This window comes from Rhizobium sp. BK418, assembly GCF_004341105.1.
Classification (GTDB): domain Bacteria; phylum Pseudomonadota; class Alphaproteobacteria; order Rhizobiales; family Rhizobiaceae; genus Rhizobium.
This window is the reverse complement of sequence record NZ_SLZK01000002.1, coordinates 1,090,346-1,113,600: the sequence shown is the minus strand read 5'-3', so window position 1 is coordinate 1,113,600 and position 23,255 is coordinate 1,090,346. Positions and strand designations below refer to the sequence as shown.

The following is a 23,255-nucleotide window of genomic DNA, read 5'->3' as shown; positions in this document are numbered from 1 at the left end:
CTGGATAACGCGGGGTGGAGCAGCCCGGTAGCTCGTCAGGCTCATAACCTGAAGGCCGCAGGTTCAAATCCTGCCCCCGCAACCAAACCCTGCCCTGCAAAAACACAGCGCCCTCCGCTTATCGCTGACGGAAAAGCTGCGCTTGCCCGCCGATGCTAGCTCCTCCTCCGCACACGTCAGACCCACGCATGACCGCAATTGCTGCTTATGCGATGAGATCAACAACGGAACGGAGCCATTGGTCGACGCCCGTTTTCGGCGATGCGGCCTGGCCTGGAAGATGCGCTGGCATCGGCGACTAAGACAGGCGACGTGAGTCCGGCTGTGCTGGCCGCCAACGCAAATCTTGAAGCTGCGGTTCATCGAGCTTTAGATTTTGCCCCGGGTGGCGAATACCAGGACCTTGAGCTGATCGACATCGCGGACACCCTGTCGGTAGAGTTCGATCGTGATTGCCGCGCTTCTGGATGTCTGAGCGTCATCGTCGGCAAGCTGAAATTCCGCTTTCACGGCTTCCAAGACTTGCTGGCAGACAGCAAGATCTTGCGAGGTCATCGGCCGGTCGCGTTCAGTGATTTTGCGCTCATTCATCGATTTCTCCACGCGCGAAATCAGCATCGATCATAGGTCGAAACCGATGGTTTTCCAAGCATGTCCGGTTCACCAGATGAAGGCGGGCCAGAAAATGTCAGAGTTGGAGAAGGATGCCGGGCTTACGGAATGGGCGAGCCTCCTCCTGTCGAGTCTGCAGTTCAGCGGAAGCAAAACTAGCAGGCAAGTTCCCGTCGGCCATCGGACTAAGGTCCGATCAGGTTCCCGTTTGATTCGATGATGGAACGGACGTGGCTGGCGAAGGTCATGCCAGTGGCATGGCGATAGTGACGTTGCACCGGACGGTGCTCATTCAATCGATATCGCCTTCGATGGCGTCGCTACGGATGATGACGCCGGCGCGCCAGGCATCCTGCGAAACCTTCGTATCGTCATAGCGTACGAATACCCAGATCAGCCCCGAAAGCCAGATACAGCCACCTGGACGCTTGCGCTCCAAAGCGTTTTAACGCGCCGACTGGGGAGTTGCGGACGAGCGACGAGGCGGCTTCAACTGCTGCGGATCACAAAGCAACCTTGGTGAAGCTGCATTCGAAAGATCCAGTTGCTCCCAGGGAACAGCCAGTCCTTCACCTGAGCGAAGCCCGGCAGCTCCGAGGACTGCGCGGGCGAACGAAGAGGAAGCCAGGCGCTCAAGAAGCGCAAAGGTTCCGACGTGGTATTCGACGATGAAGAGTTCGTCGCCATGCGCTTCTGCGACGACTTCCTCGATGCGTCCCACCACCTCGTTGCCCGGTCCTAACACCCGTGCGCCCAGCAGATCCTGGAGAAATAGCTCACTCATGACAGCCCGCCTGGAATCCACCCTAAAATCCTTCGACGAAGCCACTGCTGCCAACGCTCCAGCGGCAGTTCCTGGCGATCGACATCGATGGTTATGTCGACGCCAACGTCGGCGACATGAGACCAGGCGATCCGATATCCGCGGCCTCGATCCCGAGCGAGCGTTCGAAGACCAACGCCTTTCAACAGCCGTCTGGCAAGCGTCGACCACCCGAGCTCGATCGCTACGACTTTCGGCTGCCCGTGCTCGTTAAGGTGTAGAATGATCCCATCTGCCCTGCCGACGCGAACCTCTGCCTGGTCGACGAGTTGCTTGTCTAGAACATCTCGCACGAGATGCATGTCAGCCTCCCCAGATTTGCAGCGGTACGGTGACGATCGCAAGCGTGAAGGCCAGCCCGATGATGAACAGGACGACCACATTACCTATCCAGCCGTTCGTATGGTCGCCAACGAAGGTTTCATCGTTCATCAGGAACAGAAATGGTATGACTCCGAGAGGAAGGCTCATGGCGGTAATTGCCATCGAGAAGATGGTGACCTGCAAGGGATCGAGACCAGCGGCGATGGGAATGACGGCGATAACGATGGCGACCGTATAGACGAGACTGAAGGCGGGATTGGTTTTCGGTTTTGCGTCCTCGGACCAGTTCCAGCCAAATCCCTGAGCGGTAATATAGGCCTGGGCGAGGCTCAGCTCCAAAGCGGCCCCGAAACAAGTGATCAGAAGCGAAAGGGAAAAGATGTAAATACCCCAGGTGCCAAGAGCTGGGGTCAAGATCATCGCGATCTGCTCGTAGCTTTCTATGTTCTCGATGCCGCGAGCAGGGTAGACCATGGCCGCAAGCACGATGATGGCAACCGACAGCGCGCCTCCAAACGCCATGCCGAATGTTGCGGTGATCTTGTTTATTCCAAAATACGATTTGTCCCATTTCTCTTCAATGGCGCCGGCCGAATAGAAGAAGAATAGATAGTTGGAGATCGTGGCGCCGAGGATGCTGACTGCGATGAATGCGTAATGCGATGCGTCCTTGTCGGGAAGAGTTGGCAATGCGCCCTTTGCCACTTCTTTCCATGGCGGCCCCATAACGAACATGGCGACCACGAACGAGAGCGCGATCAATCCGAGCGCCGACACTCCCTTCTCGATCGTTCCGAACGTGCCGCGCCATAACAGCAGCCATGTGGCGAAGGCGACCGGCAATGCCCACCATTGAAAACTCCATCCAGTCAGAAACTGAAGCGCAAGGGCAACACCACCAATCTCGGCCGCCAACACCATGATACTGACGATGGACATCACGACGATCACGAGGATGAAAAAATTCGAACCGAACCGGTCCCGGATGCCGTCTGCGATCGTATGATGACTGGCGATGGCGAACCGTCCAGACATTTCGACGAGAAAGATTAGACACCCCGTGCCGAGGATGACAGCCCAGATGAGGCTGAAGCCGTACGCCGCCCCTGCCTGGGCGGAGGTCGCAATCGACCCGGTCTCAAGAAAACCGCCTACGCTGGTGACGACCCCAAGCGAGACCTCGAGTAATTTCTTCATAGCATCCCCGTTGGGATCAAGATCGTTCTGCATCCGCCTGAAGGCCGAGACGACGCGCGTTCCTTGAAGCGACTGGCGAAGAGTAACGCAAATCTCGGCCCGCTGTTCCTCTGGCCACTGTTTCGCCAAAAGAAGGAAACGGAGGTTCGGCGCATTCACGGCAGAACGAGAACCGACATAGCTCCCGGTAGGATGGTGGCGATCTCGTCAACCGTGCGTCCGACTCCTATCCGTCGCGTCTCGGATGCGCTGTGCTGAGACACGCCGTCAAGCGTCGCCGCGACATCTCTTAGCGTCCTGTGTAAGGTCTTATGGCCGTCACGCAGAGGCATTTCTTTGAGCGGTGCCGAGATGTTGAGGAGTGGGTTTTCACCACTTCCTCAGCTTGCCGCAATTTTTACTCCCCATCCCAGCTGAATCGGACGTCGCGAAAGATCGACCGAGTTTCTGCGTCACGCTGATTTGGCATTGGCTGCGGACATAGCGAGTTGCGCCAATTTCTTGTCATCCGAAACGTGACCACCGTTGAGGACCTCACAAACGAGCCAATGAAAGATTTTATGGTCAGTCGGAGGCCTGAGCGACAGAGAAGTCTTTTTTGAACCACGCAGCGCCTGGCGTTAACGCTGATCGGCTGCGCCCCGGATATGGCGTCCATACCGCAAAAGATCGAAGATATCGTCGTCTATCGTGTTGCAAATGAAGGCGGCGGTTCGACCGCATAATGTCGTTGGCCCCGGCGGCACAGATAGACCTCGCGTTCCGGATGGTCGTCGATTCGGAAGCCGGCACTGCGCAGCATTGCCTCGACGGCCGCCTGGTTGGGGATGAACCAGTTGGTGGGATCGGACGCATAGCGTTGCTCTACGAAGAAAAGCTTTGGATATTCAGGCTTATCGAAGATGCTCCATTCGGAAAAGTCGTAGTCCTCTTCGAGATCGGGAATGCGCTCGTCACCGCGCTGGAGGCACTGAAACAGCATCATGTCGCCGACAGCGTGTTCATAGAGAAGATCCAGCGCCAGCAGTGGGTGGCGCAGGTGATAGAGCACGCCCATGAAGATCACCAGGTCGAATTTCTCACCCAGCCGGCCGACATCATAGACCGACATCTGCCTGAACTCGATTTCCATTTCAGCCTGCTCAGCAGCAAAGCGCGCCTGCTTCAGGTAGTGGGGATCTGAATCGATACCGACCACGCGGGCGGCGTTACGCCGCTTCATCTCAAGCGCATAGAAACCTGCATTGCAGCCGACATCGAGCACGCTGAGACCTCCAAGGTCGGTCGGAAGCACATGCCGAAAACCGTTCCACTTGAAGGCCGGATAATCTCCGAGGAAATGATCGGGGGCGGTCATGTGGCCGTCGATGTTCAAATTCTGAAACCATGGCCCGAGTTCCTCAATCCGTCTTTGTAGATCCTGATGTTCTGTTGGGCGTGCTGCATCCATGTCGGTTCTCCTTCATCACCTTACGGCGCGGTCCTCTGTTGGCAGGCGTCGAGCGAGGTGCGTCCGGCTTTTGAACGCGGCGGCAATCTCGAGCGACGTTGGGCCTTTGAGCTATCGAAGCGCCCGTCAGGACGGATCGAGGCCGTGAACCAATCGGCTGTCAGGCGAAGACCTTCGGCAAGCGGAATCATCGGCTGCCAGCCGAGCAGTTCTTTCGCCCGCGAGATGTCCGGTCTTCTGCGCTGGGGATCGTCTTGCGGCAGCGGCTTGTGGACGATAGTCGATGTCGATGGCACAATGCTCATGACCAGGTTGACAAGCTGGTTGATCGTAAATTCGCCGGGGTTGCCGAGATTGACCGGAACGCCGGGATTGGGATCAACATCCATCAACGCCATCAGGCCCGCGACGAGATCGCTGACGAAGCAGAAGGAGCGCGTCTGGTTACCGCTTCCGTAAATCGTAAGCGGCGCGCCGGAGAGGGTTTGCACGAGGAGATTGGAGATGATCCTCCCGTCGCTCGGCTGCATGCGCGGTCCATAGGTGTTGAATATGCGGGCAATGCGTGCATCCGCCCTGCCGGCCCGAAGCATGTCGAAGCACAGGGCCTCCGCTGCCCGTTTGCCTTCGTCGTAGCAGGCGCGGGGACCGGTACAATTAACATTGCCGCGATAATCCTCAGTTTGTGGATGCTCCACCGGATCGCCATAGACTTCGCTTGTCGACGCTTGCAGGAAAGAGGCGTGATATTGTTCGGCCAGCGAAAGCAGATTGCCAGTACCTGCAACGCAGGTCATCATCGTATGCACCGGGTCTGCTTGATACTGCGGCGGTGAAGCTGCGCAGGCCAGGTTATAGATCTGGTCTACAGTCTCGTTGAGACTCTTCAGATGACAAATGTCCTTCTCGATCAAACGGAATTTCGGATGATTGATCAGCGGCCGGACATTGTCCTCCGATCCGGTGATATAGCTGTCGACGCAGATCACACGGTCACCGCGTGCCAGCAGCGCGTCGCATAGATGCGAGCCGACGAAACCAGCTCCTCCGGCGACAAGTACAGTCTTCACTCTTCCGTTTCGAGTCCTTTGCAGCATTATGCCTCTCCTAGGCTGAAATGGGTTGAGGGGTGGGTCGGATTCCGGCTTCTGGCAGTCCTTGAAGCGCGGCGGCGAACTCGTAGGCCCGCCTCTCGCCGGTGTGGCCTTGCATCACGGTCGCCCTTGCAGCCGATGCCAATGTGAACCGATCCGCTGCGGGGATCGTCGTCAAGGCTTTAACCACGTCGTCCGATCGCCGAGCGATGATGATCGCCTGGCCCTCGGCAAAAAAATCGTTGAGCCCGCGCCAATCGTCACTGACAATCGGTGTGCCACAGGCTGCGGCCTCGAACAGCCGGACGCTTGGCGACCAGCCGGCTGCGATCATGTCGCTTCGGGTAACGTTCAGTGTAAAACGCTGCCGGCTATAGAAACTCGCATGATCGGCGGGAGGCAGGTGCTCGATCCGTTCGACGTTTGATGGCCACACGATGTCTTCAGGATATTGAGGGCCGGCGACCGCGAAGCTGAGATGCGGCAGCCGCCTGGCAGGCTCGATCAGGAGCCGCTCCAAGGTTGCCTGGCGGTCGGGGCTATAGGTACCGAGATAGCCGAGGTCCCAACGGAAAGCTTCGCCGGTTGCTCGGTATCGGCTGGCATCGACGGAGCAATAGAGAGCCAGTGCCTTGCGCGCGCCGTAGTCGCGTTCGATCCTGCCTAAAGCGTCTCCGCCTGAAAACGAGAAGTAGCTGTCGAAAAGCGGGATTTGTCGGCGGGCCAGATATTCCTCGTCGCCACGGGCGAGCTTGGCCAATGTGACCGGCGTGTCGATATCATAGAAACAAAGTCGTTGTGGCTGAAGGGCCGCAATCCTGTCGATGACTGTCACGCCGGATGGGACGTATGATCCCACGATCACGGCGTCCGCCGCTTTGATCAGGCCAGCATGGATTTCAATCATTTCGTCAATGTCGTTGTAGTGGATGAGCTGGCAGAAGTCGGGATTGGGCAGGTCGCGGTGCGACGCGTACCAGGGCATATCCCGCTCCAGGAACCATACCCTGTGTCCCTGTACGCTCAATCCGCGGATGAGGGCGCGATAAGTCGTAGCGTGACCGTTGCCCCAGGATGACGACAGGGACAGGCCGAGGATGACGATATTGAGCGATCCGGTCATTCGGCCGCCTCCGGCCGTGCGGCACCTACACGGAAGATGGCATCGACGGTCGCGGCGCGATGCGCATAGGTATGCCCGTCAAGCACGCGTCTCAGCGCTTGCTGTCCTATCTCCTTGGCCCGCTGGCTTGTGAGGCCAGCGAGAAGTTCGGCGACATCGTGGCCGTCACGTGCCACTAGTATTTCGTCACCGGGCTTGAGAAAAAGATCAATGCCGTCCCAGTGGTCAGTAATTAAGCAGGCACCTGCGCCGGCAGCCTCGAAGATCCGTGTTGCCGGCGAAAAACCGTTTTCCGCCATGCTTGACCGCGAAATGTTGAGCACCGCCTTCGGTGTTGCGTTGAAGGCATTGTGATCGCGGGTCGAGACATGGCCGATATAGACGATGTTCGAAGACAGCGGCTTGTTGCTCCAGCCCGAACCACCGAGCAAAAACCTTTGCTGCGGCAAGTGGGCGGCCGGCTCCAGAAAGAACTGCTCGACTCGTGTTTCCCGATCGGGCAGGCGGTTGCCGAGAAAAGCGAGCTCTGCAGCAAAGCGAGCCTCTTTTTCGACCGGGTGATGGGTTTCGGGATCAAGCGCGTTATAGATCGGTATGCAATCCGCCGCCCCAAGGCTGCGATAGGCGTCGATTACAGGATCGCCGCCACCATAGGTGAGGACTAGATCGATCTTTGCCAACGATCTGCGAAGCGGATGGTCGGGGCTCTGTCGCAGCTCGGAAAGCGTTGCCGGCGCATCCACGTCCCAAAAAATCTTCAAGGCGCCTTGCCTGGCATGGCGAAGGATCTCCTGGAGAAGGAGATCGTCCTCAAAACCCACACCGCTTGTTTTGACGACGATGTCGGCATCGACTGCTGCTGCCGTCGCCGCCTTCAGTGCCTCGGTAGTGCCTTGATAGACGACAACCTTGCACCATTCCGGTGGATCGATGTCGCGATTCTTTTGTCGGTCATAGACGTCGGGTTCGTAGAAGGTGATGTCGTAACCCTTTTGCGCTAATGCGCGCAACAACCCGCGGTAGTAGGTTGCGGCACCGTTCCAATAGGCTGAAAGCAGGCTGGATCCGTAAAATGCGATCTTCATTCGGCGGCCTCCTTTGCAGGCAGCTGGCTGACGACGCGTGCGGTGCCGCATCGTTCCAGAATGGTGAATAGTTCATCGATACGATGCCGGCAGGTGTGTCTCGACCGGATTGTTTCGAGACCGGACGCGATAAGGGCAGCCGAAAGATCATCGTCGGCCAGCACATCGCGCAGCAGGCGCGTCATCTCCTGGCCGTTTTCGGCGACGAGATAGTCTCTGCCTGGCCTGAAAAGTGCCTCAACGTCGTCCCAAGGCGCACAGATCAGCGGAATGCCGCAGGCAAGAGCCTCGAAAACACGAATCGTCGGAATGCCAGGAAGGTTTTCGACGTAGGGCCGTCGTGGAATATGCATCGTGACTCTGTGGCTGGCGAAAGCGAGCGGCACCTCAGCATTGGCGATCCAGCCCCCATACGCGATACCTGCGTCCTGCAGGGCGTCGAGCGCCCGCCGAGGGTAGCGTACGCCGCGCACAGTCGTTTTGAGCGCGAGATCACGAGCCGGGCGGACGAGGAATTCCGCAATCTCAGAGGAGCGCTCGTCGTCGCCCCAATTGCCGATCCAGATGAGATCACCTGTCGTTGCGACCTCCGGTCGCGGGCAAAACAATGCCTCGTCAGCAGCCTCATGCCAGGTGAAGACCGACCTGCCCCAGCCGGCCTGCAGGTAGCGCCGCCGCAGCGTTTCACCGAAGGCGAGCACACCATCGTAATCCTCGAGCGTCAGTCCAGCGATATCGCCCTTTGCGGAGACGGCGCGGTGATGCGTGTCATGGAACAACAGTGTAAAGCCGGCGCCATTGCGCCGCGCGCGACCGATCCGCTCCACAAGCGCCGGTTCAGTCCACTCGTGAACGATGACGACATCGGCGTTGGCGATAGCTGCATCGTGGTCGAATTGTTCTCCGTAGATTTGCGACTGTAGCTGCGGGAACGTACTGTGGAATTTTTCGATCGCCTGCAGCCCTTGATCGCTCAGAAGATTACATCGGCTCCACGAGTTCTCGGGTTCCAGCGCCAGCGCCTCGTGATGCCTCCGGGTCAGCTCCCGCATCACGCCACGCAGAAAATGCGCGTTGCCATGGTTCCAGTCGGAAACCAGCGAATGGGTGTAGAACAGAAATCTCATGATTGCTCCGCCGCCGCGAGGTTGAAGGTGCGATCCATCAGATGCACGTAAGTGTCGAGCATCGATGCCGCCTGCCGTTTCAGATTGAACCCCCGCGCCCGCGCCCGCGATTTTGCCACCAGCTCTTCCCGCAGCTGCGCGTCGCCGCTGAGCTGTGCGCAGGCAGATGCTAAGGATTTCGGATCATAAGGATCGAAAAACAGCGCGCATCCATCCCATAGCTCCCGATAGGTGGGAATATCCGACAGCACCAATGCAGCGCCGCATCGCGCGGCCTCCAGAGCGGTCAGGCCGAACGGCTCGTAGACGGATGGCGACACGACGATTTGTGCGCATTGCATCAAGGCAACGGCCTTGGAATATGGCAGTGGCCCAAGGTCGTCGGCGTTGCTGAATTGCAGTCTCTGGCCATTGGGGCCCACGCAGGAGCCCGCCATGACGACGGGCAGTGACATCATTGCAGCCGCCTTGTCGAGCACCGCACCGTTTTTGCCTTCGTCCCACCAGCGTCCGGCTGCGAAAGCGAAGATCTTCTTTGAATGCGGTTCGGCCTCGACGCTGCTGGCGTTATGAACCACCTTGAGCCGGGAGACCGGACCATAGGCCGCTCGTAGTGCATTCGCATGACTTTCGCTCGGCGAGAGCACGGCATCTGCGCGATCGAAGCCTTCCCGGTTCACATCGCGCTGCCAGGCCCAGCCCGGCGGCACCGGCGTTCCGCGCACGGCGGCAAACCATGTGACGACGCAGGAATGGGAAACCACGACGATGGGCAGCGGCGTATCGATCCCTGCTGCCTGCGACGGCAAGTTGAGGTGGAGCAGACCGACAGCGTTGTCTCTGGCGATCCGAGCGATTTCTTCTGAAACGCCGGCTATCTCAGCCCTGCCCGTGGCCATCCAGTCGAGAGGAGCATCAAGCCACACGAGTTTTCCCAGCGCCTTCGCCTCACTAACCTGTGTCTCCGACGGTACGGGACCAAGACCGACAAAGACGATGTCCACTCCTTCGCACCGAAGACCGGCCGCGAGATCCATAGCGTAGCGCCAGACTCCTCCGACCGAATCGACGGTCATCAATATTCGGATGTGCCGATCGATCATGCCGAAACCTTTCGATCGTGGCGTAGAACAGGCCGGCCCCCGAAACGGTTCTCGATAAGCCATTCCGCCAGGTGTTGCAGGCCGCTCTTCCAGCCGACACGCGCACTCCAGCCCAGCGCGCTTTCCAATCTGCGTGTGTCTGCGACGAAGAAATATTGGTCTCCGGCCCGCCAGTCGCCAAACGAGGTCTCGATTGGACGCCCCAGCAACCGGCCGATCTCGCGAAGGACCTCCAGAATACTGACGGCGTTTGCCGGGCCACCTCCAAGATTGAAGGCGCTGCCTCTGATCCTTTCGATGCCGTCGCGCAAAGCGCGATAGGCGGCAACCGCATCCGCGACGTGAAGAATATCGCGAACTTGCTTGCCGTCGCCGTAGATTGAAACAGGCTCGCCCGCCAGCGCCCGGATGAGGAAGTGCGCAACCCAGCCCTGGTCTTCGGTACCGAACTGGCGTGGACCGAAGATACAGCTCATACGCAGCACGGCCGTAGGAATATCGAAGGATTTCGCATAGTCCAGCACATACTGATCGGCCACGCCCTTGGAGCAGCCATAGGGAGTGCAGAAATCGAGCGGCCGGTCTTCGCCGATACCAAACGCCCGGATAGTATCATCCATTGGCATATAGCGATCCTCGAACTCGTGCATTGCAAGGTCCTCAAGCCCGCCATAGACCTTGTTGGTACTGGCAAAGATCACGGGCGCGCGGCGTCCCGCTTTCCGTACCGATTCCAGAACATTGATCGTACCCCTTGCGTTCGCCTCGAAATCGTCGACTGGATGAATGAGGCTCGTCGTGACCGCGGTCTGGGCGGCGAAATGAAACACTGCCTTGGCATCGGCAAATGCTGCGTCGATGCTTCTGGCGTCTCGCACGTCGGCAAGCACCGGATGCACCCTTGTCCCATGCCGTTCCATCAGCCAGCCGAGGTTCTGATCGACGCCGGATCGCCCGAGATTGTCGAGAACAACCACGTCTTCACCGTCCTGAAGATAGCTGTCGGCGAGATTGGAGCCGATGAAGCCGCAGCCTCCGGTAATCACGATCGGGGCTGCTCCCTTGGCGAGGTTAGGAGCTGCGAGCCGCGCGACCTGCTTCAGCCGGTCAACGCCGCCTTCCATCAATAGCCGTGCAAGCAGCTTGGGCTGGTTATCATCGGTGACAGCTCCGAGGTGATAGTGCCGAGGATCGAACCACAGGCCTTCCTGCACCGCAACATCCGGCGGTACATCGCGCCAGGAATACCAATACATCCGCTCAGCCGGCACGCTCAGAGCATTCACGAAACGCCGTGCCTGTTCCATCTCGTCATTGCGCCAGGTCGAGTAACCGGTTTCGGTAATCCAGATCTCGGCATCGCCATTGAAACGGTCGATAATCTTTCGCGTCTCGCCGAGATGCATGTCCCAGCCGCCCCAAGTGCCTTCCTCGCTGTCCCATGTACCGGGGAATCCGTGGAAGCCGACGGCATCGACGACGCCAAGAACGCCGCGCTCGCCCATCAGGTTAAGCCAATAGGGATCAAATGGGCACGGGCCACCGAGCACGGGTTTCCAGCCGCGATGTTTGGCCCAATAGGCGGCGCCCCCGACCATCTCGCAGAAGAGCAGGAAGTCCTTATCCTCTCGCCAGTCCCAGTCGAGCAGATTGTTGGGCTCGTTCCACAATTCGATATGGCTGAAATACCGGCCGTACCGGGTGAGCACATGATCGACGAAATCAGCATATGATTTGAGATCGGCCGGTGCACCCGAAGACCGCCCCGTCCGGGATAAGGATGGCGGCGTATAGTGAATGCATGGGAGGAGATCGATGTCGCGCCCGAGCTTCGGGATCAGCCAATCGAACCAGGCCTCGCCACCGGGCGCAAGATATTCGGCCCATGAAAGATGAGTGCGCAGATAGCTTGCGCCGCTCAATCTGACGTCTGCAATCGTCTGCAAGGTCCGCTCGTGTTCGCCGGGACGGAACCACTCCACGAATCCATAGGATTTTTGAGACCCATAGGTTTTGGCGGTCAATCCGGACATGGTCATGACACCAGCCCTCTTTCTTCCAACTGCCGTTTCATCTCCGCTCCGCGATCAATCGCTCCGGCATTTCTCGCCCAGTCGGCGAAAGGTCCCAGAGAGTTTTCCAGTCTGAAGCGCGGCTCGAAACCAAGCAGCTCTCGCGCCTTGGAAATGTCTGCAAAGCAGTTGCGGATATCGCCCGACCGCGCCTTGTGCATGATCTCGGGCCGTATCTCCGGCACCCCCATGGCTTCGGCAAGAAGCGTCGCTACTTCAGCGATCGTGTAGGCTTGGCCGCTGCCGATGTTGATCACATGCCTTGACGCATTGGGTTTTTCGAGTGCGAGACGGAAGGCGCGGGCCACATCGCGTACGTGCACGAAGTCTCGCCTCTGCTCACCGTCCTCGAAGATCATCGGCGGCTGGCCGTTGGCAAGCCTGGAGGCAAAGTTCGCCAGCACACCGGTGTAGGGATTGGACAACGCCTGACCGGCGCCGAACACGTTGAAGAGGCGCAGTGCCACTGCATCGACTTCGTAGGCATCCCCGAAGATCAGAACCTGTTTTTCCTGCGCGTATTTGGTCAGAGCGTAGATCGAGGCGAGATCGACAGGTTTCTCCTCGTCCGTGGCGACGGGTCTTAAAGTCTTGCCGTCACCGCCGAGCAGATCCCATTGGCCGGCCTTGATGCGATCACTCCTGCGCCTAACCAGCTCGAGGACGGTGCCGTCTGCGGTCTGATAACGGCCCTCGCCATAGACGCTCATCGACGAAGCGACGACGATGCGTTTTGGCCGGCGGCTGATCATCGCTTCCAGAAGAACAGCTGTGCCGAGATCATTGGTGCCGACATATCGGGCAATCTCATACATGGACTGTCCGACGCCAACCTCTGCGGCAAGATGGATGACGCCATCGACGCCCGAAAGCGCCTGCTCGACCGTATTCTTGTCCCTGATGTCGCCGCGCAAGAGCTCGGCAGCCTCGGGCAACGATGCTTCGGCATCGCCGTGAACCTGGTCGATCAATGCGTCGAGGACCCGCACGCCAAAGCCGTTTTCGAGAAGTTCCTCGACGACATGCCTTCCGATGAAGCCGCAGCCGCCAGTCACAAGGATCATCGCCATTAGATTTCCGTCCGCTCAGGTTGAAGATGATCTGCCGAACGAAGCTCGGCGGAGATTGTTCCTGGTTCAATGACATCTTCTTTGACATGTTCTTTGACATCATCCGGAACATTCGGCGGCGTCTTTGGTTAGACGGCCAATTCTTCGGCGAAATATTCCTCGAAGATTTGAGGGCGTAAGGTCATCAAGGCGGATGGCCGGAGCGGGGCGTATGTCCCGCAGCAACGACGCCGCCACTGACAATGTTCCAACCGGAGGAGCAATTCATGAATATGTTGCCGAGAGCGTCCGAGGGACGGATTCGGGCGGCCATCATTACTGGCCCGGGGAAGATCTCCGTGGAGGAGAGGCCCTTCCCTCAGCCTGGACCGGGGCAGGTGAGGATCAGGCTCGAAGGCTCGGGCGTATGCGCCTCCAATCTCGGGCCTTGGGCAGGGCCGGAATGGATGACCTTTCCAACAGAGCCCGGCGCCCTCGGTCACGAAGGCTGGGGGAGGGTCGACGCGCTTGGGCCTGGGGTGTCGACCTTTGGCTTAGGAGACCGGGTCGCCGCGCTTTCATACCATGCCTATGCCACCCACGACATTGCCGATGTCGAGATGCTCGTTCCATTGCCATCGGCCCTCGACGACCAGCCATTCCCAGGCGAACCACTCGGATGTGCGATCAACATATTCAGGCGTAGCGGCATCGGGCCGGGTCAAACGGTCGCTATCATCGGGATTGGATTTCTCGGCGCCCTGCTGACACAGCTTGCCAGCGGCGTTGGCGCGCGCGTCATTGCAATCTCTCGCCGTCCGTTTTCGCTGGAGGTCGCCAAGCAGATGGGCGCCGCAGAAACTCTTGCGATGGACGATCACTGGCGGATCATCGAGGCTGTAAAACAACTGACCAGCGGTGCTTTCTGCCATTGCGTCATAGAGGCGGTCGGCAAGCAATGGCCGCTTGACCTAGCCGGCGAATTGACTGCGGAGCGTGGCCGGCTGGTTGTGGCAGGATACCATCAGGATGGCCCCAGGCAAGTCAACATGCAGCTCTGGAACTGGCGCGGGCTCGACGTGATCAATGCCCATGAACGCGACCCGAAGATCTATATCTCTGGTATGCGTGAGGCGGTCGAAGCGGTCGTAGCCGGCAGGCTCGATCCGTCACGGCTTTATACGCACGTCTATCCGCTCGAAGGCCTGGGCGAGGCGCTCGATGCCACCCGCGATAGGCCCGATGGCTTTCTCAAAGCAGTGGTGATGCATAAATGAATACGATGATGGAAAAGCGCTCCATTCAGACGAACGTGAAGCCCGCCAGGCTCGGCTTTCTCGGTGTCGGCTGGATCGGCAGGAACCGAATGGCAGCGATCCTCCGGTCAAATTCGGCAGTAGCTGTCGCCATCGCCGATCCCTCTGAGGAGAGGGCGCATGAAGCACTTAGCCTTGCCCCTGACGCGAAAATCGTCGCCGATCTCGACGCGCTCTTAGCGCACGATCTCGATGGTGTCGTTATTGCTACTCCGAGCGCTCTGCACGCAGAGCAGTCGATCCGAGCCCTGCAGAGCAGCGTTGCGGTGTTCTGCCAGAAGCCGCTCGGCCGGTCCGCGGCGGAGGCGGCGGCGGTTGTGGCCGCCGCTAGGTCAGCCGGCAGGCTGTTGGGCGTCGATTTATCCTATCGTTATACCGAGGGGATGCAGTGCATCCGCAATCTGATCAAGCATGGAGAGCTCGGCAAGGTTTTCGCCGCCGATCTCGTTTTTCACAACGCCTATGGCCCTGACAAATCCTGGTTCTACGACAAATCGCTATCCGGCGGGGGATGCGTGATTGACCTCGGCATCCATCTCATCGACATGGCACTCTGGTGTCTCGATTTTCCTCAAGTGGCTGAGACCACCAGTACTTTGATGAAAGCGGGGGAGCTTATCGATAAGCTGGAAGATGTTGAAGATTTCGCGGTCGCTACGCTCACGTTGGCAAATGGTGCTGTCATCCGGCTTACGTGCTCCTGGCGACTGCATGCAGGGTCCGATGCTGTAATCAGCGCCGACTTCTTCGGAACAGCAGGGGGCGCATCGTTCAAGAACGTTAACGGATCATTCTACGACTTCGCCGCTCAGCGTTTACGCGGCACTGCCAGCGAAAGCCTTGTTCAGCCGCCCGATGATTGGGGAGGGCGGGCGGCGGTGGACTGGGCGGCGCGCCTTGCCGGCGGTCAGACCTACGATCCAGCCTGCGAACGGCTTGTCGACCTCGCAGAAGTTATCGAGGGTATTTACGGGAGCGTGAAATTTTCGCCATGACGCTGGTTGTTTGGCCCGATCTGACAGAATTGTTTGATGTCATCGGTGAAACGACTGGAACCGCCAGGCCTTCTGCCGGTTTTGGCGATCGCAATTCATTTGCGGGATCAACATGGCCTCTCGACCAGCAAGGACGACGTCGAAGCCGCGGGCAGCCTCGAGCGACATGCTCGCCCGCAGTAAGATTCCTGTCTGGATCGTAAGGGCGCTTCTTTCCAATGGCGTCAAGCGGGTCAGTAAACTGGCGGCGATGACCGACGACGAACTTCTGGCAATTCCGGGTATCGGCAAGCGGGCGGTTGAACTCATTCGGTCGGCTGTTGGCGCCTTCGATAGCGGAAGAAGCAAGAGGTAAACGGCCAGAATTGCGCAATAACGGAAGCATTCAATGTCATCGACAATATCCGATCGGCAGATAAGTAGGACTGCCAAGCAGCTCGACCGCAACATTGAGGCCCTGCTAAAGCGGCGGGAGCAAGAGGCGCGACAATCGACCATGCAGGAGCGGGCGGCAGATGCCATTACTCGTTTTGCGGGATCCTTGGCCTTCGTCTACCTGCACCTGTTGATATTCGGGCTCTGGATCATCGCCAATCTCGGCCTGCTCCCTTTGGTGCCCGCCTTCGACCCATCGCTGGTCATTCTCGCCATGGTCGCGTCTGTCGAAGCCATCTTCATTTCAACATTCGTACTGATCAGTCAAAATCGCATGGCGGAGGCCGATGACAAGCGCTCCGATCTTAATTTGCAGATCTGCCTTCTTGCTGAGCATGAGGTGACGAAGCTGTTGACCCTTGTTGCGGCCATTGCCGACAAACTCGACGTCGAAATCGAAACGAAAGCCGAGCTTGAGGAATTGAAAGAGGAGGTGACACCGGAAGCGGTACTGGACGAAATCGAGGAGAAAGTACAGCGGCGAGGAGCCAGAAAGCCACCGCCAACACAATGACGCCGTGACCTTGTCTTGGCATCCACCTCACTGGAGAAAAATATTGGTTGCCTCGAGCCGTGTCAGCTCGATCGCGGAACAACCTGCCTTTTCCGGAGTTTGACAGCAGCATTACTCGTCGCACCACGTCGTGCGTCAAAAGTATTCCAGTCGGTAATCGATCTTCTTGGCGGATTAGCAGATGCGCCAGGGTGTCCGTCGAGATCCTAGATAACGCCCGGGACGTTTCATTATGACGCCAAAACCCAGAAAAAAACCGAAGATCGGCTTTGATAGCGGACCAGTGGGTGGGTGGGGTTCAGCAAAATCGGTGGGAGAAATTCTTATCCGCGAACATATTCCGGTCTCTGGTCCTGCGCTGCTGTCACATCAGAACAAGCCAGACGGATATATGTGCGTCAGCTGCGCCTGGGCCAAACCGGCAAAGCCTCATCCGCTGGAGTTCTGCGAAAACGGTGCCAAGGCGACGATATGGGAGACGACGAGCCGACGTGCGGATCGCGCCTTCTTCGCGGCGCACTCCCTGACGGAGCTGGAAGGCTGGCGCGACCACGATTTGGAAGAGCAGGGGCGTCTGACCCATCCGATGCGATGGGATGAGGCAACGGACAAATATGTTCCGGTCTCCTGGCAATCCGCATTCGAAGAAATCGGCCGCGAACTGCGTGGAATTCCGCCGGAGAAGGTAGAGTTTTATACTTCTGGCCGCGCCTCGCTCGAAACCTCATACATGTATCAGCTTTTCGCTCGTATCTTCGGCAGCAATAACCTGCCGGACTCTTCCAACATGTGTCACGAGAGTTCATCCGTCGCGCTGCCGGAAAGCATTGGTGCTTCCGTCGGTACGGCGGTCCTCTCTGATTTTCAAAACTGCGATTGCATTTTCTACCTCGGACAAAATGTCGGAACGTCGTCGCCGCGACTACTGCACGACCTTCAGGACGCGGTTGATCGCGGCGTGAGGATTGTCACGTTCAATCCGCTCAGAGAACCAGGTCTCGAACGCTTCATCAATCCGCAAGCGCCGAGCCAGATGCTGACCGGCAAGGAAACGCCGATTTCCAGCGAATATTATCAGGTCAGGAACGGCGGAGACATCGCGGCGCTCTTCGGCGTCTGCAAAGCGCTGATAGAAGCCGACGATGCCCTGCATAAGCCCGGCTTCAGCAAAGTGTCGGGTTCCGACGCAGAGCCGGACGATCCTGCCAATGCGGCCGCTGTGGCCTTCGCTGCCTCGATCCGGGCGGCTGACAGAAAACATGTCCTCGATCATGATTTCATCGCCGAACACACATCCGGATTCGAAGAGTTCGCTGCCGCCGTCAGAGGCCATGGATGGCAGGAGCTGGAGAAGGTATCTGGACTTACGCGTGAGCAGATGACTCAGGCTGCCCGCACCTATGCCGCATCTGACGCGGTTCTCATGGTCTACGGGATGGGATTGACCCAGCATGTCATGGGTGTCCAGAACGTTCAGATGGTGGTCAATCTCGCCTTGCTCCGAGGCAATATCGGCAAACCGGGCGCCAACATCTGTGCTGTGAGAGGCCACTCCAACGTACAGGGCCAGAGAACGGTCGGCATCACCGAAAAACCTGATCTTGTGCCGTTGGATAAGCTAGCGGAGCTCTATCATTTCGATCCCCCTCGCTGGAAGGGCCATGGCACCGTGGATGTGTGCAAGGCCATATGCGACGGCGAAAGTCGGGCCTTCATCAGCCTTGGCGGCAATTTTCTGCGCGCTGCGCCCGACACGGCGGCATTGGAAGCGGCGTGGCGAAAGCTGCGCCTGACCGTGCAGATTGCCACCAAGCTCAACCGGAGCCACGTCATCCACGGTGAGATCGCTTACCTGCTGCCATGTCTTGGCCGGTTGGAGATCGACAAGCAGGCGAGCGGCCCGCAGGCGGTCTCGATCGAAAGCTCGGTGGCGCATTTCCACGGCTCGCGCGGCAGGGCAGCACCTGCCAGTCCCGAACTGCTGTCGGAACCCGCCATTATCGCCGGGCTGGCCAAGGCGACATTAGCCGAAAGCAGCGTGCCCTGGGATCGCTGGGTCGCAGACTATTCCGAAATCCGCGACGCAATAGAGCGGACATATCCGGAAACCTTCAAGGGGTTCAATCAGCGGCTCTTTCAGCCGGGCGGTATCCCCAGGCCGCTGCCAGCCAGGGAACGCCGATGGGTGACACCGAACGGCAAAGCCAACTTCATCACGCCGCCACGCCTGTTTCCGCAGTTCGGAATTGTCGAGGATGAAAGTGTTCTCCATCTTGCGACCTTGCGGTCAAACGATCAGTTCAACACCACGATCTACGGTTATAGTGATCGCTTCCGCGGCGTCGATGGTACTCGCCGAGTCGTCTTTCTGAATGCCGCCGACATCGCCCGTCTAGGCTTCGTCGACGGAGATCGCGTCGATCTGTCGACCGCGATCGAACCGGAGACGAAACGGATGATCTTGGGCTTCCGGATTGTCGCTTATGACATTCCGAAAGGATGTTGCGCAGCCTATTATCCCGAAGCGAACCCGCTATTCCCGCTCAGCCACCATGACGAAAAGGCAAAAACGCCAGCGTACAAGTTATTGCCAGTGCGCCTCAGCCGATCCGAGACGGCACCGCTCGAGTGAATGGCGCTGAGGATCGAGCGATGCCGGAAAAGATCTTGAAGAGAAGTCTTGGCTGGTGTTCGAGCATCGTTGTTTCAGTCCTTGCAATGTGTCTGGCTGCCTCGGTTGGTTGGCTGCGTGAGCCAAGACAATATCGCGCCGATCCACCTGTTGCCGATGCGCTCGGAGGCATACGGTTAATGGCCAACGGAATCGGAGGCATGCCGCCAGAAGTATACTTTGCTCTTAACAAACCATACGAGACGAACGGCTACGATCTTAGCCAGGGCAAGCGGCTTTATGCCTGGTTCGGTTGCTCCTCCTGCCACGGCGACGGCAGAGGCGGGATTGGTCCATCCTTCCTCGACGGGTGGTGGCTATACGGTCCTTCCATGGTCTCGATCGTCGCCTCCATCCGCGACGGGCGGCCGCATGGGATGCCGGCCTTCAAGGACAGGATGACGATCGATCAGATTTGGCAGCTTGCCGGCTACGTCAAGGCGGTCGGATCTTATACCGCCAGTTCGGTTGCACCTGGCCGCGACGACGACCGTTACACGCGCCCAGCCGAAAACCGCGCACCGGCTGCCATTTTTTTCGAACAGGGTCCGTCTGCCTTGAAACCTGACCAGGGTCCGTCACCGTGAAGAGCCGCTCTCTGCCCGCACTCCTGCTCCTGCTTTCGGGATGCGGCGGTCCCCAGTCGGTTCTCGACGCATACGGTCAGGCTGCCATCGCACTGAAGGATCTGATCGTCTTCATTGTCCTGGTCGCAATCCTCATCTGGCTCGCGGTCATGATTTTCATGGCGCTCGCCCTTCTACGCCGTCAGCGTCAACTAGTTCCGGATTCTCGATCAGAGCGGCGGATAACAACTGTTGTGGCAACCGCCACCGCAGCGACCGCTCTTGTCGTTGCCGTCCTGACCGTAGCAAGCTTCTATACGACGCGTGCCCTGAACAGCGATGGAACCGCCGATCTCACGATAACCGTTCGTGCTCAGCAATGGTGGTGGCAGTTCATCTATGCCGATCAGGATCAAAAGCAGCTCTTCCAGACGGCTAACGAGCTTCATATTCCGGTGGGCAGAACTGTCCGCCTTCGACTTCAGGCGGCCGATGTCATTCATTCCTTCTGGGTGCCGAGCCTTGCGGGTAAACTGGACCTCATTCCGGGGCGAGAGAATATTTTGACCTTGCGCGCCGAAAAGCCTGGCGTCTATCGCGGCCAATGCGCCGAGTTCTGCGGCCTCCAGCACAGCCATATGGCCTTCGTTGTCATCGTCGAAGACGGTGCCGACTATCAGCATTGGTTGGCCACGCAGCGGCTCGACGGAGCATCTCCAACTGGAGCCGAGACCGTTGCCGGCAGGGCCGTTTTCCTGGCAAAACCATGCGCTGCCTGTCATACAATACGCGGGACACCTGCAACGGGATCGACCGGACCTGATCTCACTCATGTCGGAAGCCGCCGCACGATCGCAGCCGGTTTGCTCGATACCACCCGCGGCTCGCTTGCCGCCTGGATAGCCGATCCCCAAACGCTAAAACCAGGAAACAACATGCCGGTCGTGCCGTTGACGGCTGATGAGCTGCGGCAGCTTTCCGCCTATATGGAAAGCCTCCGATGACACAGGATCAGGCTTCCGCAGCTCCGACAGATATCGAACTCGCCGATGCCGAGGTCGAGCGACAGCTTTCCGTCACCTGGGGCTCGCGTCGGGGCTTTTGGGGCGCCATTGCGACCGTCGACCACAAGGTCATCGCAAGACGTTACGTCCTGACGGCCTTCATCTTCCTCATCCTTGGCGGAATACTTGCGCTTGCCATGCGCCTGCAGCTGGCACAGCCGGAAGCCCGTTTCATCGGCCCCGACCGGTACAACCAGATCTTCACCATGCATGGGTCGAACATGATGTTCCTCTTCGCCGTTCCGGTGATGGAGGCCATGGGGGTTTACTTCGTCCCCTTGCTGGTCGGCACCCGCAACATTGCCTTTCCAAGGCTGAATGCCTTTTCTTATTGGATATTCCTTTTCGGAGGCATCCTGCTCTGGCTGTCTTTTGCCCTCGACACGGCCCCCGACGTCGGATGGTTTGCCTACGTGCCGCTGTCGGGACCCGAATATGGCTCCGGCAAACGCGCCGATATCTGGGCGCAGATGATTACCTTCACCGAACTCTCGGCGCTTGCCGTTGCCGTCGAGATCGTGGTTACCGTCTTCAAGCAACGGGCGCCGGGCATGTCGCTGGATAAGGTTCCCGTGCTGGTCTGGGCGATGCTCGTCATGTCGTTTCTCGTCATCATGGCAATGCCGGCGATCATGTTCGCCAGTTCGACGCTGATCCTCGACCGCTTGGTGGGTACGCAGTTCTATAATCCGGCAGAAGGGGGCGATGCGCTGCTGTGGCAGCACTTGTTCTGGTTCTTCGGCCATCCCGAAGTCTACATCATTTTTGTTCCGGCTGTTGGAATGGTGTCGACCATTTTGCCTGCCTTCGTTGGACGCCCGCTTTTTGGCTACCTGCTCATGGTGATGGCGCTGATTACCACCGGGGTTCTTTCGTTCGGTCTCTGGGTGCATCACATGTTCACGGTCGGATTGCCGCGGCTGGGAGAGAGTTTTTTCACCGCGTCCAGCATGGCTATTTCAATCCCCGCTGGCATCCAGATCTTCTGTTGGTTGGCGACGATTTGGGCAGGGCGGCCGGTTTTCCGCACGCCCTTTCTCTTCGTAGTCGGCTTCATCGTAACCTTCGTCATCGGCGGCCTTACCGGCGTCATGGTGGCATCGGTGCCGTTCGATACCCAGGTGCATGACACCTATTTCGTCGTCGCGCATTTCCATTACGTTCTGATCGGCGGCGCGGTCTTCCCGCTGATTGCCGCCATTTATTACTGGTTTCCCAAGATGACCGGCAGGATGATGAGCGAACGGCTGGGCCGCTGGGCTTTCTGGCTGATCTTCATCGGTTTTCACCTGACGTTTTTTCCGATGCATATACTTGGCCTGATGGGCATGCCGCGCCGCGTCTACACATATCAGCCTGAGTTACCGTGGGCTGGTTTGAACCTGTTCGTCAGTCTGAGCTCGCTCGTCCTGGCTCTTGGCTTTCTTATTTTCTTCATCGACGCGTTCCGTAGCTGGCGCTACGGAGCACTCGCAGGTCCCAATCCCTGGAATGCAACGACCCTGGAATGGACGACATCGTCGCCACCGCCCTCTTATAATTTCCGACGCATTCCTGTCGTTGACACCAGGGAATTGCCATTGCCGGACGACGGTGAGATCGCAGTTGCGAGTGGACTGAGAACCGATCGCCGCGAGCTGTTGGTGACCAGCGTTGTTGAAGCGCTGCCGGAAGCGCGCGAGTCGTCGCCAGCCGACAGCGTCTGGCCTCTCTGGGCGGCCATTGCGACCGCGATCATGCTGATCTGGTCGATGTCCTCGCCCTGGGCCGTGGTCTGGGGCTCTATCCCGATAGCAATCACCCTTATCGGGTGGTTCTGGCCCAAAGGCAGCGCAGAGGACGAATCATGAAGGACCGGATCGTGCTTGATGTTTCGCGGTTACCCCTGCACGGGATGGGCTCCGCCTCCCCGACCTGGTGGGCAACGGGGGCATTCATGCTGATCGAAGGATCAGGCTTCGGTCTGGCGATTGCCGTTTATTTCTACTTGATGAGCCTAGCGCCGCAATGGCCGATCGATGCGCCGCCACCGGATTTGCTTCCCGGTACGCTCCTGACAGCACTACTTCTCGCCAGCGTTATCCCCAACCTGATGGTGTCGCGATGGGCAAAGCAAAAAAAGTTGAGAAAAGTGCAGATCGGTCTGGTGGTGATGTCGCTTTGCGGTGCTGCCCCGTTAGTCTTTCGCGTTTTCGAATTCCCGGCCTTGCATGTGAGCTGGGATGATAATGCCTATGGTTCGATCGTCTGGACCCTGCTCGGGTTGCATACGACCCATATCCTCACCGATCTGATCGATACGCTGGTGCTGACATGCCTGATGTTTACCCGGCACGGCGACAATGCGCGTCGCTACGGCGACGTTCAGGACAATGCGCTCTACTGGAACTTTGTGGTCGTCACCTGGCTTCCGCTCTATATCTGCATCTATTGGGTGCCTCGCCAATGAGTGTCGCTATAGCAAGAACTTCTGGACTGACTCTATCGCCGGCCGCCTGGGCGGTGAGCAGCCAGCTCGGGCAGATTCTTCCCTACGCCGATTGCGGCGGGGGAACCGCATGGACCGTATTCGCCGCCTTTGTGGCGACTGCTTTGGCTGTCGCCGGCGCGGTGCTTTCATGGCGGGGCCATCAGT

22 protein-coding genes and 1 tRNA gene are annotated in these 23,255 nt (G+C 58.6%); 10 read left to right on the top strand and 13 right to left on the bottom strand.

From position 1 onward, the window contains the following. The first annotated feature begins 8 nt into the window (after positions 1-8). Positions 9-85, top strand: a tRNA-Met gene (locus EV281_RS11515). A 284-nt stretch (positions 86-369) separates the two neighbouring features. On the opposite strand, the gene EV281_RS11510 is transcribed toward EV281_RS11515, so the two are convergent. From EV281_RS11510 to EV281_RS11455, 13 genes are all read right to left on the bottom strand, one after another. Next, positions 370-591: a hypothetical protein gene (locus EV281_RS11510; protein WP_132653187.1), complete on the bottom strand. Its 222-nt coding sequence runs from the start codon at positions 589-591 to the stop codon at positions 370-372. Positions 592-904: 313 nt separating this feature from the next. Next, a complete protein-coding gene (locus tag EV281_RS31100; protein ID WP_165911868.1) occupies positions 905-1,051 on the bottom strand; it encodes a hypothetical protein in 147 nt (48 codons plus the stop codon). Positions 1,052-1,057: 6 nt separating this feature from the next. Beyond that, a complete protein-coding gene (locus EV281_RS11505) occupies positions 1,058-1,396 on the bottom strand; it encodes a hypothetical protein (protein ID WP_184327340.1) in 339 nt (112 codons plus the stop codon). Continuing rightward, a complete protein-coding gene (locus EV281_RS11500) occupies positions 1,393-1,737 on the bottom strand; it encodes a hypothetical protein (protein ID WP_132653186.1) in 345 nt (114 codons plus the stop codon). Before EV281_RS11500 ends, EV281_RS11505 begins: the two co-directional genes overlap by 4 nt. A 1-nt stretch (position 1,738) precedes the next feature. Beyond that, on the bottom strand, positions 1,739-2,956 hold the full coding sequence (locus EV281_RS11495; RefSeq protein ID WP_132653185.1) for an Nramp family divalent metal transporter: 1,218 nt from the start codon (positions 2,954-2,956) through the stop codon (positions 1,739-1,741). Positions 2,957-3,641: 685 nt separating this feature from the next. Next, on the bottom strand, positions 3,642-4,406 hold the full coding sequence (locus tag EV281_RS11490; RefSeq protein WP_132653184.1) for a TIGR04290 family methyltransferase: 765 nt from the start codon (positions 4,404-4,406) through the stop codon (positions 3,642-3,644). Between the two features lie 20 nt (positions 4,407-4,426). After that, positions 4,427-5,503 carry a UDP-glucuronic acid decarboxylase family protein gene (locus EV281_RS11485; RefSeq protein WP_132653183.1) on the bottom strand — a complete coding sequence of 359 codons (1,077 nt, stop codon included), beginning with the start codon at positions 5,501-5,503 and terminating at the stop codon, positions 4,427-4,429. A 10-nt stretch (positions 5,504-5,513) separates the two neighbouring features. Next, positions 5,514-6,623 carry a glycosyltransferase gene (locus EV281_RS11480; protein ID WP_132653182.1) on the bottom strand — a complete coding sequence of 370 codons (1,110 nt, stop codon included), beginning with the start codon at positions 6,621-6,623 and terminating at the stop codon, positions 5,514-5,516. Then, entirely contained in the window at positions 6,620-7,708 is a 1,089-nt protein-coding gene (locus tag EV281_RS11475) for a glycosyltransferase (protein ID WP_132653181.1), read from the bottom strand. Before EV281_RS11475 ends, EV281_RS11480 begins: the two co-directional genes overlap by 4 nt. After that, positions 7,705-8,835, bottom strand: coding sequence for a glycosyltransferase (locus tag EV281_RS11470; protein ID WP_132653180.1), 1,131 nt, complete (start codon positions 8,833-8,835; stop codon positions 7,705-7,707). The genes EV281_RS11475 and EV281_RS11470 overlap by 4 nt, the downstream gene beginning before the upstream one ends. Then, the gene (locus EV281_RS11465) at positions 8,832-9,911 is read right to left on the bottom strand and encodes a glycosyltransferase (RefSeq protein WP_132653246.1); all 1,080 of its coding nucleotides are present in this window, start codon (positions 9,909-9,911) and stop codon (positions 8,832-8,834) included. The genes EV281_RS11470 and EV281_RS11465 overlap by 4 nt, the downstream gene beginning before the upstream one ends. 23 nt (positions 9,912-9,934) lie before the next feature. Continuing rightward, complete coding sequence (locus tag EV281_RS11460; RefSeq protein ID WP_132653179.1) at positions 9,935-11,977, bottom strand: NAD-dependent epimerase/dehydratase family protein; 2,043 nt, start codon at positions 11,975-11,977, stop codon at positions 9,935-9,937. Next, positions 11,974-13,080 (bottom strand): NAD-dependent epimerase/dehydratase family protein, encoded by a 1,107-nt coding sequence (locus tag EV281_RS11455; RefSeq protein WP_132653178.1) that lies wholly within the window; start codon positions 13,078-13,080, stop codon positions 11,974-11,976. Before EV281_RS11455 ends, EV281_RS11460 begins: the two co-directional genes overlap by 4 nt. A gap of 266 nt (positions 13,081-13,346) precedes the next feature. Between EV281_RS11455 and EV281_RS11450 the strand changes: the two genes are divergently transcribed. The 9 genes from EV281_RS11450 to EV281_RS11410 all read left to right on the top strand — a co-directional run bounded on the left by EV281_RS11450 (position 13,347) and on the right by EV281_RS11410 (position 23,069). Continuing rightward, positions 13,347-14,336: a zinc-binding dehydrogenase gene (locus tag EV281_RS11450; RefSeq protein ID WP_132653177.1), complete on the top strand. Its 990-nt coding sequence runs from the start codon at positions 13,347-13,349 to the stop codon at positions 14,334-14,336. Next, positions 14,333-15,370 carry a Gfo/Idh/MocA family oxidoreductase gene (locus EV281_RS11445; RefSeq protein WP_132653176.1) on the top strand — a complete coding sequence of 346 codons (1,038 nt, stop codon included), beginning with the start codon at positions 14,333-14,335 and terminating at the stop codon, positions 15,368-15,370. The genes EV281_RS11450 and EV281_RS11445 overlap by 4 nt, the downstream gene beginning before the upstream one ends. 112 nt (positions 15,371-15,482) lie before the next feature. Then, positions 15,483-15,725, top strand: a complete 243-nt coding sequence (locus EV281_RS11440; RefSeq protein WP_245508252.1) for a helix-hairpin-helix domain-containing protein — start codon at positions 15,483-15,485, stop codon at positions 15,723-15,725. 33 nt (positions 15,726-15,758) lie between these two features. Beyond that, complete coding sequence (locus EV281_RS11435) at positions 15,759-16,319, top strand: DUF1003 domain-containing protein (RefSeq protein ID WP_132653175.1); 561 nt, start codon at positions 15,759-15,761, stop codon at positions 16,317-16,319. Between the two features lie 232 nt (positions 16,320-16,551). After that, the gene (locus EV281_RS11430) at positions 16,552-18,951 is read left to right on the top strand and encodes an FdhF/YdeP family oxidoreductase (RefSeq protein WP_132653174.1); all 2,400 of its coding nucleotides are present in this window, start codon (positions 16,552-16,554) and stop codon (positions 18,949-18,951) included. A 20-nt stretch (positions 18,952-18,971) separates the two neighbouring features. Then, a complete protein-coding gene (locus EV281_RS11425; protein ID WP_132653173.1) occupies positions 18,972-19,577 on the top strand; it encodes a cytochrome c in 606 nt (201 codons plus the stop codon). Continuing rightward, positions 19,574-20,560, top strand: coding sequence for a cytochrome c oxidase subunit II (gene coxB / locus EV281_RS11420; protein WP_132653172.1), 987 nt, complete (start codon positions 19,574-19,576; stop codon positions 20,558-20,560). The genes EV281_RS11425 and coxB overlap by 4 nt, the downstream gene beginning before the upstream one ends. After that, positions 20,557-22,470 (top strand): cytochrome c oxidase subunit I, encoded by a 1,914-nt coding sequence (gene ctaD, locus EV281_RS11415; protein WP_132653171.1) that lies wholly within the window; start codon positions 20,557-20,559, stop codon positions 22,468-22,470. Before coxB ends, ctaD begins: the two co-directional genes overlap by 4 nt. Continuing rightward, on the top strand, positions 22,467-23,069 hold the full coding sequence (locus tag EV281_RS11410) for a cytochrome c oxidase subunit 3 (protein ID WP_132653170.1): 603 nt from the start codon (positions 22,467-22,469) through the stop codon (positions 23,067-23,069). Before ctaD ends, EV281_RS11410 begins: the two co-directional genes overlap by 4 nt. Positions 23,070-23,255 lie beyond the last annotated feature (186 nt).

Bases quoted from the DNA above. Each gene is read 5' to 3' on its own strand.
- EV281_RS11510 (WP_132653187.1), bottom strand. From the start codon at position 591: ATGAATGAGCGCAAAATCACTGAACGCGACCGGCCGATGACCTCGCAA.
- EV281_RS11505 (WP_184327340.1), bottom strand. From the start codon at position 1,396: ATGAGTGAGCTATTTCTCCAGGATCTGCTGGGCGCACGGGTGTTAGGA.
- EV281_RS11500 (WP_132653186.1), bottom strand. From the start codon at position 1,737: ATGCATCTCGTGCGAGATGTTCTAGACAAGCAACTCGTCGACCAGGCA.
- EV281_RS11495 (WP_132653185.1), bottom strand. From the start codon at position 2,956: ATGAAGAAATTACTCGAGGTCTCGCTTGGGGTCGTCACCAGCGTAGGC.
- EV281_RS11490 (WP_132653184.1), bottom strand. From the start codon at position 4,406: ATGGATGCAGCACGCCCAACAGAACATCAGGATCTACAAAGACGGATT.
- EV281_RS11485 (WP_132653183.1), bottom strand. From the start codon at position 5,503: ATGCTGCAAAGGACTCGAAACGGAAGAGTGAAGACTGTACTTGTCGCC.
- EV281_RS11480 (WP_132653182.1), bottom strand. From the start codon at position 6,623: ATGACCGGATCGCTCAATATCGTCATCCTCGGCCTGTCCCTGTCGTCA.
- EV281_RS11475 (WP_132653181.1), bottom strand. From the start codon at position 7,708: ATGAAGATCGCATTTTACGGATCCAGCCTGCTTTCAGCCTATTGGAAC.
- EV281_RS11470 (WP_132653180.1), bottom strand. From the start codon at position 8,835: ATGAGATTTCTGTTCTACACCCATTCGCTGGTTTCCGACTGGAACCAT.
- EV281_RS11465 (WP_132653246.1), bottom strand. From the start codon at position 9,911: ATGACCGTCGATTCGGTCGGAGGAGTCTGGCGCTACGCTATGGATCTC.
- EV281_RS11460 (WP_132653179.1), bottom strand. From the start codon at position 11,977: ATGACCATGTCCGGATTGACCGCCAAAACCTATGGGTCTCAAAAATCC.
- EV281_RS11455 (WP_132653178.1), bottom strand. From the start codon at position 13,080: ATGGCGATGATCCTTGTGACTGGCGGCTGCGGCTTCATCGGAAGGCAT.
- EV281_RS11450 (WP_132653177.1), top strand. From the start codon at position 13,347: ATGAATATGTTGCCGAGAGCGTCCGAGGGACGGATTCGGGCGGCCATC.
- EV281_RS11445 (WP_132653176.1), top strand. From the start codon at position 14,333: ATGAATACGATGATGGAAAAGCGCTCCATTCAGACGAACGTGAAGCCC.
- EV281_RS11440 (WP_245508252.1), top strand. From the start codon at position 15,483: ATGGCCTCTCGACCAGCAAGGACGACGTCGAAGCCGCGGGCAGCCTCG.
- EV281_RS11435 (WP_132653175.1), top strand. From the start codon at position 15,759: ATGTCATCGACAATATCCGATCGGCAGATAAGTAGGACTGCCAAGCAG.
- EV281_RS11430 (WP_132653174.1), top strand. From the start codon at position 16,552: ATGACGCCAAAACCCAGAAAAAAACCGAAGATCGGCTTTGATAGCGGA.
- EV281_RS11425 (WP_132653173.1), top strand. From the start codon at position 18,972: ATGCCGGAAAAGATCTTGAAGAGAAGTCTTGGCTGGTGTTCGAGCATC.
- ctaD (WP_132653171.1), top strand. From the start codon at position 20,557: ATGACACAGGATCAGGCTTCCGCAGCTCCGACAGATATCGAACTCGCC.
- EV281_RS11410 (WP_132653170.1), top strand. From the start codon at position 22,467: ATGAAGGACCGGATCGTGCTTGATGTTTCGCGGTTACCCCTGCACGGG.